We start from the raw sequence: 14,271 nt of genomic DNA on the forward strand, positions 1-14,271 counted from the left end.
CATTTACGTTGTCGCTGCGGCCGAGCGGCCTCGCCGCGCATAATGCGCGGATGTTCGACGTCATCCTGTACCAGCCCGAGATTCCGCCCAACACCGGCAATGTGATCCGCCTGTGCGCGAACACCGGCGCGCGCCTGCACCTGGTGGCGCCGCTGGGGTTCACCCTGGAGGACAAGCAACTGCGCCGCGCCGGGCTCGACTATCACGAGTACGCCGCCGTGCAGGTGCACGACAGCCTGGCCGCGGCGCTGGACGCGATCGCGCCGCCGCGGCTGTTCGCGCTGAGCACGCGCGGCCGGGTCCGCCACGACCAGCCCCGCTACGCCGCCGGCGACGCCTTCGTGTTCGGCCCGGAAACCCGCGGCTTGCCCGAGGATGTGCTCGACCGGATCCCGGCCGAACATCGCCTGCGCCTGCCGATGCGCCCGGACAACCGCAGCCTGAATCTGTCCAACGCGGTCGCGGTGGTGGTGTTCGAGGCCTGGCGCCAGCACGACTTCGCCGGCGGCGCCTGAGCCGCACGAAGAAAAAGACTCCCCCTTCCCCTCGGGTGCGGGAAGAGGGAGCAAAGCTATCGAACCGGGTCGGGTCTCATGCGGCCGGCAGCGCCTGCGCGCGCGGCGCGCGCAGCAGCAGCGACAGGCCCAGCGCGTTGAGCAGGCCGATGGCGCAGAACACCGTCCACGGCAACCACGGCCAGTGCCTCGCCGTCGCCACATCGACCAGCCAACCGCCGGCGACGTTGCCCAAGCCGCCGCCGATGGCGAGGCTGAGCGAACTCACACCGAGAAACGTGCCGAGCGCGCGCGGGTCGGCCAAGCCGGCGATCAAGGTCTGTTGGGTCGGGCGGGTCATCACCGCGCCGACCGCGAAGCCGCCGATGCACAACAGGAAACCGGCGAAGCCGTCGGTGAAGCCGATCGCGCCGACCGCCAGCGACATCAGCACCACGCCGAGCACCAGCACCTGGGCGGTGCTGAGACGCTGTTCGAGCCAGCGCACCAAGCCGTATTGCAGCAACACCGTCAGGCCGGCGCTGACCGCGAACATCACCCCCACGCTGTCGACTTCGCCGGTCAGGCGCTGCGCCAACAGGGGCAGGCTGATGTTGATCTGCACCGCGAGAAACCAGTACGGCATCATCAGCACGACCAGGCTCAGGAAAGCGCGGTCGCGGCGCACCAGGTCGAGGCCGTGGCGCAGCGGCGGCGGCCGCTCCGGCATCGCCACCGACGGCAGCAGGCGCAGGGCGATGACGAAGTTGAGGGCGAAACAGGCCGCGGCGACCAGGCAGACCACGCGGAAGTCGAAACGCAACAAGGCGACGCCGAGCAAGGGCCCGAGCGTGGTCGCCACCCCGCTGACCCAGTTGCTGATCGCGTAATAACGCGGCCGCGTGCGCTCGTCGGTGAGCGCGGCGATGGAGGCCTGGTACGGCGCCTCGAACATCGCCCCGCCGAGCGCCGACACCGCCATCGCGAACAACAGCAGCGGCAGATCGTCGGCGAAGGCCAGGCTGGCGAAGCCGGCCGCGCGCAGCAACACGCCGAGGCAGATCATGCGGCGCGCGCCGAAGCGGTCCGAGAGCACGCCGCCAACCAGAGCCAATCCCTGTTGGGTCAACTGCCGCACCGCCAAGGCCAGGCCGACCGCCGCCGCGGCCAGGCCGACGTCGTTGACGAAGTGCACCGCGACCAGCGGCATCAACATGGCGAAGCCGGTCACCATGAAGAAGGTGTAGACCAGCAAACCGTTGAGGCCGCGTCGGCGCGCGTCGGCGCCGAGCGGAACGGATGCCTGCAGCGGCGGGCTTGCGCTCATGGCCGTGCTCAGGCCGCCGCGCGCGCCGCGCCGGCGGCGCGATACAGATGAATCGGCGTCGGGTCGGCGCTGAACTGCGAAAACGGAAACGGCTCGGCCGACACCGCGGCGACGCCGTGGCCGAGAAAGCGCGGCACGATCGCGCTGCCGGTCTGGGCGTAGACGATCAACGGAATGCCGCGCGCGCGCACGCTGGCGAGGATCTCGTCGAAGGAACCGTTGCTCAGGGTCATACCGGTGGCGATCACCAGGTCCGCCTGCGCCAGCACCGGCCGCATGTCGCGCACCACCTCGGTGCCGTCCTGGGTGCGTTGCAGATTGAAATCGCAAGGCAGGCAAACGCCGCCCTGGGCCTGGATCGCCGCCACCAGCGGATTGACCACGCCGATCAGGCCCACGCGCATGCCCGGCTCGATCTTGAGCAGACCGGCGATGGCCTCGTCGCGCGCCCGCGCCCGCTCCAGCGGCGTACCGTGCGGCAGCATGAACACCTGCGCCTCGGCCGCCTCGCGATGCGGCCGCACCAGCGACAGATAAGCATCGAGCGCGGCGACCCTCACCGGCGTGCGTTGATCGCGCAGCAACTCGGCGACGCTGCGCCCGGACAATTCCTCGGCGATCACCGAGTCGAGCTGATCGCGCTCGACACAACAACCGCCGAAGCCCGACTCCACCCGCAGCACCAGATAGTAGTTGCGGTATTTGGTCTCGGTGCCCGGGAACTGGGTGCTCTGGCGCACCCAGAACGCGCCGACGGCATGCAGGCCTTCGGGATTCGGGCCGTAGTCGCCGCGCAGCACCGCCTCGGTCAGTGCAGCGACGTCGATGGGCGGCAGTTGGCCGGTGGAAGGTGCGGCAGCGACGGCCGTCGGTGCGGAAAGCGTCATGTCGTCGGTCTCGGAGAAGTGGTGCGGGGGAAGCGCGTCGGATTGCGGTCGATGGAGCGGTTGCGGTTGCGGTTGCGGTTGCGGTTGCGGTTGCGATTTTTGCTGTTGCAGTTGTTGCTTCTAATGCCGTTGCCGTTGCCCCCTTTAAAAAAGGGGGCCGCGACCGCGCAGCGGACGCGGGGGGATTTGCTGTTGCTTTTGCGTGGTCGCGAGCGAACAGCGAAAGCCCCCCTACTCAAAGGGGGGAACGGCAGCGACATCGTGGGAACGAGCTCATGCCGGCACGCTCACGCTGCAGTCGACGCCAGTTCTGCAGCAGCGCGAGTCCGGGCCTCCTCCCTGTCATCCGCTTGCGTATCCGGGCCCGCGCCCGTGTCCGCATAACGCAGCGTGACCTCGGCCAGCGCCCGCTCGGCATACCCGCGCGCCTGTCCGCCTACCCGATCGACCGCGATCACGTGGCCGAGGTAACAGGCGTTGTCGATCGGCGCCGCGACTTCGCTGCCGGCCACCGCGCTCAGGCTCCAGCGCTCGATATTCGGATCGGCCTCCAGGCTCGCGGCGCCGTCCATCGCCAGCACGTAGCCGCCGCGCGGCGGCACCAGGAACTTGATCGCGGCGCTGGCGACGCCGGTGTCGCGACGCCGCAGGTCCGGTTCGCGGCCCAGGGCGAGCTCGATCTGCGCATCGAGCAGGTCGATGCCGGTCACGCGCTGGATCAACTCGGCGATGTAGTTGCCGCCTGGGCGCGGATTGATCTCGACGACGCGCGGCCCGTCCGCAGTCAGCTTGACCTCGGTGTGGCTGATGCCATGGTCGTGCCCGACCGCGTCGAGCGCGCCGAGCACCAAGGCTTCGATGGCCGCAGCGTCGGCCGGATCGAGCCGGGCCGGGAACATATGCCCGTCCTCGATGAAATACGGAAACCCGGTCAGGCTCTTGTCGGTGATGCCGATGACCGTGGTCCGGCCCCGATAGGTGCAGGCCTCGACGCTGAACTCCTCGCCGCGCAGGTACTCCTCCAGCAACAGCAAGGGAACGCGTGCCTGTTCGCGGAAATTACGCGGAAACTGTTCGAGCGCGTCGAAAGCCGCGCACAGCTCTTCCTCGTCGTGGATCAGGCGTACGAACGCGCTCGATGCCAGGTCGGTCGGCTTGACGATCAAGGGATAGCCGATCCGCTGCGCCTCGCTGCGGGTCTCGTCCCAGGAGCGGGTCACCGCGAACTTCGGGTTCGGCAGGCCGGCGCCTTCGATCGCCTCGCGCACCCGGTCCTTGCGCCGCTCCATCACCACATTGGCCGAGAACGCCTGCGGCAGCCCAAGCGCCTGCGCGACCTGGGCCACGGTGTCGATGTAGTAATCGCAGATCGTCACCACGCCGTCGAACTTGAGGATGGCGTGCTGGGCGCGCAGGAATTCGATCAGCGCCGGCACGTCGTTGGTCTCGGCGGTCAGCACGTGATCGGCGTGGTCGATTACCGGGTGGATCTCCTGCGAACGCGCGTCGCGGTAATGACCGCGGTTGCGGGTGACGAAGGTGTAGCGGTGGCCGAGCCGGCCGATCGCGGGCGGGAAGATACGGCCGGTGCCGCCGACCCAGCTTTCGATCATTAACAGGTGCGCCATGAGGGGTTGCTCCAGGGAGGGATTCAGTGCGCGGCGACGAGCGCCGCATCGCGTTGCGGCGGCGCTACGGCGTCGTTGGGATCGGCGGCGAAGTCGGCACGCGCCCAGGCCATCGCCGACCACGGCAGGGCCAGTTCGTCGAGCGAGGCGATCGGCTTGGGCTCCAGGCCGCGCGGGTCCAGAGCTTGTTCGTAATGGGCGAACACGCCCTCGACGTAGCGGTGGCCGGTGTCGGCGGCGAGAAAGACGATATTGCGTTCGGGCCGGCGCGCGGCTTCGCGCGCGGCGACCAGATAACAACAGCCCGTCGATAATCCGGCGAACACCGCGTGTTCGCGCAGCAGGGCCACCGAACCCGACAGACCGTAGTCGAACGAGACCCAGTGAATCTGGTCGTACAAGCGATGCTGCACGTTCCGGAACGGAATCGAACTGCCGATGCCGGCGATGATGATGCCGGGGTCTTCGATGTGCTGGCAGCCGAAGGTCATGCTGCCGAACGGTTGCACGCCGATCAGTTCGACCGCGGCATCGTGCGCGCGCAAGGCTCTGGCCAGACCGCCGGTGGAACAGCCCGAGCCGACCCCGCCGACCACGCTGAGCGCGCTGTCGCCAAGAACATCGGCGAACAAAGCCGCGACCGGCTCGTAACCGTCGTAATGGATGTCGTCGTGGTACTGCTGCATCCAGTGCACGTCGGGGCGGCTGTCGAGCAGCTCGCGGATGCGCGCCACGCGCAGGCTCTGGTCCATCTTCAGGGTCGCCTGCGGCTCGACCTGCTCGATGGTCGCGCCGAGGATGCGCAGCTGCAGCATCAAGGTGCGGTCGACGGTCTTGGAGCCGACGATGTGGCAATGCAGGCCGTACTTGTGACAGGCCAGGGCCAGTGCGTACGCGTAGATGCCGCTGGAGCTGTCCATCAGGGTCGCGCCCGGGCGGATGCGGCCGCTGGCGAGCAGGCGCTCGACCGCGACCAGGGTCGAATAGACCTTCATGGTCTCGAAGCGCGCGACATAGAGATTGGCACCCAGCCGGACCAGGTCGGGCGCCTTGATCGCGTCGGCGATATGCGTGTGCATGCTCATCAGAACCCCGTTTCGGCGAAACGGCACTGGTGGCCCAGGCCGCGGAAGAAGGCCGACAGCTCGCCCATGCGCGCCGGGTCGGGCCGCTCGACGAACAGATAGCCGAGCAGGCTGCCGGTGTGGGCGACGACGATGCCGTCGGCGGCGAAATCGCTGCGCCGTTCGAGCAAGGCATCGAGGTGGCGCTTGGCGATCACCCCCTGCGCCAACTGCGCGCTCTGGGTCGCGCAGGCGCAGATGGCGGCGAGGTCGTGCGCGGCGAAGGCCTGCAGCGCGCGCTCGAGATTGTCCCGATAGGCGTCGAGATGGCGCTGGTAGTGGGCCAGCAAGGGATGCGCGCACTTCTCGGTCTCGACCGTGCCGCCCTCATCGATGTAACAGGCATGCAGGCGCAACGGCGTATCGAAGGCCTGCACGATCTGCTGGCGTCCGCTCAGGTACAACGCGTGGGTGTCGAGGAACACGCTGTCGGAACGCTCGATGCCGCGCAGCAGGTCGGCGATCGCCGCCGGCGCCGAGGCCAGGCCGAAGATCCGATCCAGGCAGCGAATGGTGGCGACGATGTCGGCGGTCGAACTGGCCATGCCCTTGCCGAGCGGCAGTTCCGAGTCGTGGCTCCAGCGCCCGCTCGGCAGGCGCTTGCCGTGCGCTTGCAGGTACAGCGCGATCGCCTGCCGGCATTTGTCCTTGCCGGCCAGGTCGACGGCGATGTCGCCCTCGTCGCCCGGGGCGAAATGGATCCAGCTGTATTTGCGCACCGGCAAGGAGATCAGACCGATGTGCAACTCGCCGTCCTGCGCATACGGCCCCTGCAACAGCTCGCCCAGCGTGCCGTGGCAGACGCCGCTGTAGATCTTCGAAGTCCGCTCGCACGACACCCGCGCCTGCGCGCGGGCCCCACCCCGCGCGTGGTCGTTATCGCGATACCGCTCCTGCCTCAGCATGGCCGCACGCTCCCCAAAACCGCCGAATTAACCGTCGAAATCGACCGCGAGCTGGGCCACGTAGCGCCGCCCGTCGGTGAGTCCGAAACTGTTGTTGCCGTAGATGTTCCAGGTGTAGGTGTCGCCGACGTTGGCGACCAGCAGGCGCAAGGTCGCCGGCGCCGAACCGAGCCGGAACCGATAGCGCGCGCCGACATCGACCAAGGTGTAGTCGGGTACGCGGTTGCGTCCGTCGCGCGACGCGATGCGTTCGCCGTAGTGACTCATCGACAGATCGAACGAAAGCCCCGCCCACGACGGCGGGCGGTATTCGAGATCGGCGCGCAGCACGCGCTCGGTCTGGCCGATCGGGCGATCGCCGACCCGGCCCAGGCGCACCGCTTCGCCGCTCACCCGCGGCCGCATCAACACCGCGCCGGCGACCAGGCTCAGGGAGTCCATCGGCCGACCGCTCAGGCTCAACTCGACGCCGCGGTGGCGCACTTCGCCGATCGCGCCGTAGACGTTGCGCTCGTCGGTGGTGAAATAGGGTTTACGCACGTCGAAGGCGCCGGCCACCAGTTTCATGCCGTCGGCGAAGGCCCAACGCAGGCCGGCGTCGCTCTGCCGCGTGCGGATCGCCGGCAGGGCTTCGTTGCGATTGGCCGCGTCGTCGGGCGCGATGCCGCTTTCCTCCAGGCCGCGGGTGTGGCCGGCGTACAAGGCCAGGCGCTTGCCGAGATAGACCGAGACATTGGCGTTCGGCAACCAGGGCTGATCGCGCGTTGAGGTGCGCGGCAGGCCCGGTTGGTCGACGCTTTTTTCATAGCGGCTGCGCTGGATGCCGAGGCTGAGTTCGCCGACCTCGCGCCAGCGCCCTTCGTAGGCCAGGCCGCCGGTCCACTGGCGGACCTGGTCGTGGGTGCGCGGGCCGAACGCGAATGCCACGGGTTCGGGCATCGGCAAGGGTTCGCCGAGCGGTCGCACGCCGAAATCCAGGGCCGGCGCCGAACCGCCGTACTCGCTGTCGAGGCGACGGCCGCGCGCGGCGACGTGCAGCACGTGCAGGCGCGGGCCTTCGCGGAAGCTGCGGCTCAGGCGCAGTTCGCCGCTGGTCGAGGCCGAGCGCTGGCGCGGATCGGCGATGACTTTCTCGCGCGCCAGGCCATCGCGGGTAGTGTCGACGAACAACTCGGCGAAACCGCTCGGCATATTATTGATCGAGCGGAACACGCCGCCGGTCAGGGCCCAGTCGTCGCCGAAGCGCGCCTTGCCGAGCACGCCGTAGTTGCGGCTGTCGTACTCGTTGTCCGACCAGGTCTGGCCGAAATGACGGCGGCGTTCGATCTTCGGCGGAAGATGATTGCCGGCAGTAATGATCGTCGGCGCGACTTCCTCGTCGCGGCCGCGCGAGATGCTCCAGAACGGCAGGATCTCGATGTTCTCGGTCGGGCGCCAACGCGGCACCACACCGGCGCGCAGATAGCGCGCGTCGGCGCCGTCGTAATACTCCTCGCGCGCATACGAGACACCGGCGGCGATCCCGAGCCGGCCCGGGATCACGGGCAGCTTGGCGTCGAGTTCCAACGCCGGCGCGCCGTAGGCATTGAGCGCGCCGACCACGCTGATCACGCGCTGGTCGCCGGCCTTCTGCAGGCGATAGTCGACGATGCCGGTCGGCGCCGGGAACGGATAACTCAACGCCGACAGGCCGACGCGAATGGTCGAGCCCTCGACCAGGCGCGGCGGCACCGTGCCCTGGCGATCGAAATAGACTCCGTCCATGCGCACGTTGCCGGCGTCGACCGGCGAGAAGCCGCGTACCTGCTTGGTGCTGTACAAGCCGATGGTTTCGTTGCCTAGGGTGGCACCGAACGCGTCCTCGGCCGCGGTGACGGCGTTGTCGTCGGTGCGTTGCGCCTGCACCGCGCCCGTCGCGGTCGCAGCGATCAGGGCCAAGGCCCAGGCCAGTGCGTCTCGTCTCATCGCTCAGAGCTCCGTCGGCCAGCGACGCAAACGCCGCCAGGCGAGTGCGGTCAGCAGACCCGCCAGCAGGCACAGCCAACCGATCATCGGCAGCACCGCGGCGACCCGCGCGCGCGCTGGCGCCTCGGTGCCGAGATACGCGGGAATGCCGTCGTAATCGGCGAAGTTCATCCGCCCGTAGCTATTGGCCACCGCGCGCGGCGTCGGCGCGGCGATTTGCCCTTGGATGCGCGGGTAGAACCAATCGCGCAGGCGCAGTTGGTATGCGCGGGTCTGCTGTTCGAAGCGTTCATGACGGGTAGCATCGGTGCCGGCAAGCACCGCCAGGGCTTCTTCCAGTCCCAACGGCGGCGCGAGATAGCCGGCCCAGTCCGAGACCCGGCCGCGCCATTCGCGTGCGGCCTGTTGGCGCTCGCGCAAGGGCAGCAGGCGCCGTTCGAGCTCCGGGGTCAGGAAGGTCATGCGCGTGGCGTAGTCGATCTTGGCCACGCGTTCGGTCGCCGCGGCGAGCACGGAAGAGCGGCGGAAGGCCGCGCCCACGATCGCGTCGCGCTGCTCGGCGATGGCGTCGTTGGCGCGCCGTTGCGCATCGACATAGGCCACCGGCGACGGCGCGTCGCCGAGCCGGGTCGCGAGCGCGCTGCCGAACAGGGGCAGGCCGATCGCGAGCAATGCCCACACCGCGCTCATCAGGCTGATCGCGCCGGCGGCGCTGGGCCAGGCCGAGACCACGACGAATCCCAGCGCGGCCCAGAACGACAGGTAAGCCACCACCAGTACCGCCGACGCGATCAGTTCGGGCCAGGCCGCGGCGAGATCGGCGCCGGCGACCAGGAGTGAGGCGGTCGCCAGCACCAGCGTCGCCGGCGCGAGCCAGGCGACGATGGCGGCGACGCGCGCGCCGAGCCAGGTCCGCGGACCGACCCGTTGCGCGGCGATCAAACGCAGCATGCCGTGGTCGCGCTCGAAGGTGGCGAGCAAGCCGATCAACAGCACCACCGCGATCGGCAGCAAATACACCAGCACGAAGCCGAGGTCGAAACGTCCCAACCCGAGCCCGCGCGGGTTCTCGAAGTCGTACACCGGTTCGACCCCGAACGGCGTTTCCAACTTGACCGGCAAGCGCCCGGGCATCAGATCGCTGACCCCGACCGCGAGCGGCGACAACGGCAGGTTCGGTTTGTAGCTGTGCGCACGCAGGAAATAGCGGCTGAAGCCCGCGGCGTCGGTCGGGTCCTGCCAGTACGGCACTTCGCTCTCGGCCGGCTCGGCGTAGCGGCGCGCGCGTTCGCGGATCTGCGCGGTCCAGGCCGCATCGCTGGCGCGGCTGCGTTCGATCGCCGCGTCCTGGCTGCGATGCAGGGCGGCGCCGCTGAGCGCGCCCCACAGCATCGCCACGCCGAGCAGGCCGATCACCATCCACAGCAAGCGATTACGTCCGACGTGGCGCAGCTCCCAGCGCCACAACGCGACGAAACCGATGTCGACCGTCGCGCTCATGGCCGCATCCTCCGCGCCGCCAGCGCCAACGCCGCCCAGGCCGCCGCGCACCAGCCCAGCAAGGCCAGCAAGGCCGGCGTGCTCACGCCCCAGGCGCTCGCCAACGGCGGCACGCGATGGCGGAACTCGGGGATCTGCGCCCACAGCGAAGCATCGTTGGTATGACGCGGCCCCTCGCCGTTGAGCGGATGCGCCATCACGTCCTGGTTCATGCGATTGACTAACTCGCGCCGGTAGCGCTCGGCGCCATCGACGAAGCGGCGGTGATGGACGAAGTCGCTGCCGGCCAGGGCCGGCGACAGACTCTGCATCGCCGCCATCGGCGACAGCAGGCCCAGCACGGCATAGCCGCGATCCTGCGCTTCGACGCGGTCGTAGAAACCGCCGAGCACGCGGTCGAACACCGCATGCGAATGCCGCTCGCTCAGATCGAGTTCGGCGCCGCGCAGATCGACCCGCAACTCGTCCTTGCTCGCCGCGCCGTACTGCGCCAGCAGCTTGGCCTGGTTGGCCTTGGCATCCTCGGCGGTCCAGAACGCCGGCGCCTCGTCGAGCAAACGCTGCTTGACCGCCTGGGTCGACGGCAACGGCTGCGCGCTGTCGACCGCGCTGTTGGCCCAGCGCGGCAAGGCCAGGCCGAACACGATCCACAGACCGAACAACAGCGCCAACGCCGCGCGCACACTGCCGGCGAGCATCGACACCGCAATGCCGACCGCGGTCAGCAAGGCCAGATACAGCGCCATCGTCAGCGTCCATAAGCCCAGGCGCGTGGCGGTGTCGAGGTCGAACACGCCCAGGACGAAGCTCGATGCAGCGGTCGCAGCGGTCACCGGCAGCAGCAAGACCAACACGAGTGCAGACCAGATCGCCAAGGCCTTGCTCATCACGATCGCGCGCGGCCGGATCGCCGCGCCCAGCGCCAAGCGCAAGGTGCCGCGTTCGCGGTCCATCGCCACCGCGGTGAAGGCAAGCAGGAAAGCGACCAAGGGCGCGAAGCCGATCAGCAGCCCGGCCGGACTGACCAGGCCGGCGCGCTGCAGCATCGAGGCCTCGCCTTGCGGCCGGTACAGCATGTCGTTCTGCACATGCGCTTCCAGCCAGACCGCCTGGCCCACGAAGGGCTCCACGCCGGGATCCAGCGCGGCCAGCACCGGCGTCGGCTTGAACGCGTAGATGCTGTAATGCGCGGCCGAGTGCGGGTCTTTCTCGCCCTGGCCCAGCCAGCGCGCGCGCTCGGCGCGGCCGATCTCGCTCTTGGCCGCATTGGTCGTGGCGATCGCATCCAGATTGACCGCGAACGCCAGCAGCACCAAGGCGCCCAGGCAAAGCAAGGCCCACCACGCCCGACGGTCGCGACGCAGCAGCGTCCATTCGTAACCGGTCAGCGACGCGCTCATGCGGCGAGCTGCTCCAGATACAGGGCTTCGATCTCGGTCGCCGACAGTTCGTCGGTATGACGTTCGACCAGCAGACGCCCGGCGCGCAGGATGCCGAGCCGATGCGCCACATCCTTGACCCGATACAGATCGTGGGTCGCCATCAGCACCGCGATGCCGCGCTTGGCCGCCGCGCGCACGCCTTGCGAGAGGTCGTTGGCGGCGCTGGCGTCGAGCCCCGAGGTGGGTTCGTCGAGCAGCAACAACTGCGCATTCTTGGCCAGGGCGATCGCCAGGCCGACCTTCTGGCGCATGCCTTTCGAAAATCCGGCGGCGCGGCGGCTGTGCGCTTCCTCCTGCAAACCGGCTTCGGTGAGCAACGCGCGCGCCTGCGCATCGTCGAGACGGCGCCCGCCGAGCAGGGCGAAATAGCTCAGGTTCTCGATCGCGTTGAGAGTGGGATGCAGCATCACCGTTTCCGGCAGGTAGGCGATCTTGGCCCGTGCCGCGAGCGGGTCGCGGTCGACGCGGGTGCCGGCGACGTCGATATGGCCCGCCTCCGGCGTCAGGAAGCCGAGGATCAGGTTCAAGGTGGTGGTCTTGCCGGCGCCGTTCGGGCCGAGCAATGCGTAAACCTCGCCCGGCGCGATCGCCAGCGACAAGGCTTCGAGCGCATGGCGCGCACCGAAGTCCTTGCGCACCTCGTGCAGGCGCAGCGCGTCGCTGCGGGTTTCCAGCAGGCTCATAAGTTCACCCGGAAGGTCAGCTCGACGCTGCGCGGCGGCGCGATCACCAATTGGTCGGCCGCGCCGCCGGACCAGTCGGCATAGAAGGCATCGCCGAGGTTGCGCCCGTGCAGGGCGATCTCGCCGAACGGCAGGCGGTAGGCGACGGAGGCGTCCCAGACGTCGTGGCCATCGACGCGGATGCTGTTGGCGTTGTTGGTGTAAAAGGCGCCGACATGGCGCACGCCGCCGCCGAGGGTCAGCGGGATCGCCTCGAAGCGATAGCTCGCGTACAGGTTGGCGACGCGCTCGGGCACGTTCGGCGGCACGTTGCCGGCGCGGTCGACGCCGCCGGCTTCGCGCAGTTCGTCGAAGCGCGCATCGAGCGCGGCGAAGCTCGCTTCCAGGCGCAGGCCGCGGGTCAGCGCCGCCGATGCCGACAGTTCGATGCCGCGCGAGGACTGGCGCCCGCCCTGCACCGACAGATTCGCATTGAGCGGGTCGCGGGTGACGATGTCGTCCTGCTCGATCCAGTAACCGCCCAGGCTGAGGTCGATGCGGTCCTGCCAGAAGCTGCTCTTGATGCCGGCGTCGACGGCGCGGCCGTGGGTCAGCTCGAAGCGCGAATTGGCCAGCGACAGCAGCGGCAGGCTGCCGACCGGCGCAACCGCCTCGCTGTACTGGGCGAACAACTGGGTCTTCGGGCTGAGGTCGAATACCGTGCCGAGCCGCCACGACAAGGGTTCGTAACGCCGCTCGAACCGGGTCAGCGCTGCGGTGTTGAGGTCGCGGATGCTGCGTTCGAGTTCGATGCGGTCGTAACGCAGCCCGGCCAGCAGCAACCAGCGCGGGCTCAGGTTGAGCGCGTCTTCGGCGAACACCGAGGCGACCCGGGTCGTCGAGTCGAAATCGACGCGGTTGCCGGCGCCGGGAAAGTTGCGCGCAACGTCGTCGAAGGACACGCGGCCGCGGACCGGCGCGAACGGGTCGACCGCCGTGGTCGTGCCGAAACGGCGCATGACGAAGAAGTCGCCGTCGCTGAACTCGACCCCGACCGAGGCGCGGTTGCGGCGCCCGGCCAGGCGGTGCTCCGAGAACAGGGTCGCGCGTTCCACCCAGAAGCGATGTTCGTGTTCGATCCGGGTGGTGCCGCGATCGAGCAGGCCACTGCGGCGGTTATAGGTATAGGTCTCGGAATTCAGCCAGCGCCGCTTGGCGTCGTAATAGCTGAACTCGTTGCTGAAACGCAGACCGTCGCTGAGCTGCCAGCTCACCCGCGAGCGCAGCCAGTCGCTGCGTGCGTCCTGTACGCCGTTGTCGACGTTGTAGTTGCGCTTGCGCAGGGAGCGGTCGAGCACGTAGTCGCTGCCGCTGCGCACCAGCCCGCTCGGCTCGCGGGCGATGGCACGCGGCAGCAGGGGCGTGCCCCAGTAGGCGGTGTCGTAGTCGTCTTCGTAATGATCCAGGGCCAGATCGATGTCGAGCGCGTCGCTCGGACGCCAGCGCGCGGCCAGCGTCGCCGAGGTCGCCTCACTGGCGGTGTCGTCGACATAACCGTCGCTGCGACGATGGCTGGCCACCGCGCGCAAGGCGAAGCGATCGCTGAGCGGAATGTTCGCGTCGAGCGCATAACGCTGGCTGCCGAAGCTGCCCCAGCCGGCCATGCCTTCGAAAGCGCGGGCATCCACAGCACTGTCGCCGAGCTGCGGCCGCTTCGGCACCAGGTTGATCGCGCCGGCCAGCGCGCCCTCGCCGTACAGCACCGAGGCCGGGCCCTTGAGCACTTCGATGCGCTCGAAGCTCCAACTGTCGAAGTCGCGCGTGACCAACGGCGCCGCGGTCTGGCGCACGCCGTCGTAGAGCAAGGCGATGGCGCCGCCGGTGAACCCGCGCATCGAGGTCATGCCCGGCGACGACGGCAACTGCCCGGCCAATACGCCGGGCGCGGCGTTGAGCGCATCGACGCTGCCGCGCAGGCCGCGGGCCTGGATCGCGTCCTGGCTCAGCACTTCGACCATCGCCGGGGTCTCGCGCGCGGTCAGACCGAGCCGCGAACCGGTGGCGTTGGCGGTGTCGAGCGGCGCGGTGGCGGCGCGCCGGCCCTCGACGGTGACCGTGTCGAGCAGGGTCGCCGCCGCGCCGCCGGCGGCCTCCTGTGCCGCCGCCGGCGACGCCAACGTCACCGATGCCAAAGCCGATGCGAGCGTCATCCGCCCGAAGTACGCCGCACCTGCCCGGCTGCCCTGCTTGCTTGCGCTCACTGTGATCCTCGCCCCATGCCTTGCGTGAAATGAAACGATATATCATTTCATTGACGAGGCAATGTAAGTCGAGGTG

General features: G+C 68.9%; 11 protein-coding genes. 1 reads left to right on the forward strand and 10 read right to left on the reverse strand.

The window, feature by feature from the left end; translation table 11 throughout:
* Positions 1 to 50 precede the first annotated feature (50 nt).
* Complete coding sequence (gene trmL, locus LC490_RS21425) at positions 51 to 515, forward strand: tRNA (uridine(34)/cytosine(34)/5-carboxymethylaminomethyluridine(34)-2'-O)-methyltransferase TrmL (RefSeq protein WP_031372749.1); 465 nt, start codon at positions 51 to 53, stop codon at positions 513 to 515.
* Between the two features lie 76 nt (positions 516 to 591).
* Here trmL and LC490_RS21430 read toward each other — a convergent pair whose 3' ends face one another.
* The 10 genes from LC490_RS21430 to LC490_RS21475 all read right to left on the reverse strand — a co-directional run bounded on the left by LC490_RS21430 (position 592) and on the right by LC490_RS21475 (position 14,195).
* Positions 592 to 1,821 (reverse strand): MFS transporter, encoded by a 1,230-nt coding sequence (locus tag LC490_RS21430; RefSeq protein WP_223621551.1) that lies wholly within the window; start codon positions 1,819 to 1,821, stop codon positions 592 to 594.
* An 8-nt stretch (positions 1,822 to 1,829) separates the two neighbouring features.
* Positions 1,830 to 2,708, reverse strand: a complete 879-nt coding sequence (locus LC490_RS21435) for a DUF364 domain-containing protein (protein WP_223621552.1) — start codon at positions 2,706 to 2,708, stop codon at positions 1,830 to 1,832.
* A 287-nt stretch (positions 2,709 to 2,995) separates the two neighbouring features.
* Entirely contained in the window at positions 2,996 to 4,336 is a 1,341-nt protein-coding gene (locus tag LC490_RS21440; protein ID WP_223621553.1) for an ATP-grasp domain-containing protein, read from the reverse strand.
* A gap of 23 nt (positions 4,337 to 4,359) precedes the next feature.
* Positions 4,360 to 5,421 (reverse strand): pyridoxal-phosphate dependent enzyme, encoded by a 1,062-nt coding sequence (locus tag LC490_RS21445; protein ID WP_200875852.1) that lies wholly within the window; start codon positions 5,419 to 5,421, stop codon positions 4,360 to 4,362.
* On the reverse strand, positions 5,421 to 6,365 hold the full coding sequence (locus LC490_RS21450; RefSeq protein WP_223621554.1) for a hypothetical protein: 945 nt from the start codon (positions 6,363 to 6,365) through the stop codon (positions 5,421 to 5,423). Before LC490_RS21450 ends, LC490_RS21445 begins: the two co-directional genes overlap by 1 nt.
* Positions 6,366 to 6,392: 27 nt before the next feature.
* Entirely contained in the window at positions 6,393 to 8,330 is a 1,938-nt protein-coding gene (locus LC490_RS21455; protein WP_223621555.1) for a TonB-dependent receptor, read from the reverse strand.
* A 3-nt stretch (positions 8,331 to 8,333) separates the two neighbouring features.
* On the reverse strand, positions 8,334 to 9,830 hold the full coding sequence (locus tag LC490_RS21460) for a DUF3526 domain-containing protein (RefSeq protein WP_223621556.1): 1,497 nt from the start codon (positions 9,828 to 9,830) through the stop codon (positions 8,334 to 8,336).
* Positions 9,827 to 11,230, reverse strand: coding sequence for a DUF3526 domain-containing protein (locus LC490_RS21465; protein ID WP_223621557.1), 1,404 nt, complete (start codon positions 11,228 to 11,230; stop codon positions 9,827 to 9,829). The genes LC490_RS21460 and LC490_RS21465 overlap by 4 nt, the downstream gene beginning before the upstream one ends.
* A complete protein-coding gene (locus LC490_RS21470; RefSeq protein WP_223621558.1) occupies positions 11,227 to 11,955 on the reverse strand; it encodes an ABC transporter ATP-binding protein in 729 nt (242 codons plus the stop codon). The genes LC490_RS21465 and LC490_RS21470 overlap by 4 nt, the downstream gene beginning before the upstream one ends.
* Positions 11,952 to 14,195, reverse strand: coding sequence for a TonB-dependent siderophore receptor (locus LC490_RS21475; RefSeq protein WP_223621559.1), 2,244 nt, complete (start codon positions 14,193 to 14,195; stop codon positions 11,952 to 11,954). The genes LC490_RS21470 and LC490_RS21475 overlap by 4 nt, the downstream gene beginning before the upstream one ends.
* Positions 14,196 to 14,271: the final 76 nt, after the last annotated feature.

The sequence above is a fragment of the Lysobacter sp. ESA13C genome (assembly GCF_019970005.1).
Lineage (GTDB): Bacteria > Pseudomonadota > Gammaproteobacteria > Xanthomonadales > Xanthomonadaceae > Lysobacter > Lysobacter antibioticus_B.

Excerpts from the sequence above, each read along its gene's own strand:
- trmL (WP_031372749.1), top strand. The coding sequence starts at position 51 with ATGTTCGACGTCATCCTGTACCAGCCCGAGATTCCGCCCAACACCGGC.
- LC490_RS21430 (WP_223621551.1), bottom strand. The coding sequence starts at position 1,821 with ATGAGCGCAAGCCCGCCGCTGCAGGCATCCGTTCCGCTCGGCGCCGAC.
- LC490_RS21435 (WP_223621552.1), bottom strand. The coding sequence starts at position 2,708 with ATGACGCTTTCCGCACCGACGGCCGTCGCTGCCGCACCTTCCACCGGC.
- LC490_RS21440 (WP_223621553.1), bottom strand. The coding sequence starts at position 4,336 with ATGGCGCACCTGTTAATGATCGAAAGCTGGGTCGGCGGCACCGGCCGT.
- LC490_RS21445 (WP_200875852.1), bottom strand. The coding sequence starts at position 5,421 with ATGAGCATGCACACGCATATCGCCGACGCGATCAAGGCGCCCGACCTG.
- LC490_RS21450 (WP_223621554.1), bottom strand. The coding sequence starts at position 6,365 with ATGCTGAGGCAGGAGCGGTATCGCGATAACGACCACGCGCGGGGTGGG.
- LC490_RS21455 (WP_223621555.1), bottom strand. The coding sequence starts at position 8,330 with ATGAGACGAGACGCACTGGCCTGGGCCTTGGCCCTGATCGCTGCGACC.
- LC490_RS21460 (WP_223621556.1), bottom strand. The coding sequence starts at position 9,830 with ATGAGCGCGACGGTCGACATCGGTTTCGTCGCGTTGTGGCGCTGGGAG.
- LC490_RS21465 (WP_223621557.1), bottom strand. The coding sequence starts at position 11,230 with ATGAGCGCGTCGCTGACCGGTTACGAATGGACGCTGCTGCGTCGCGAC.
- LC490_RS21470 (WP_223621558.1), bottom strand. The coding sequence starts at position 11,955 with ATGAGCCTGCTGGAAACCCGCAGCGACGCGCTGCGCCTGCACGAGGTG.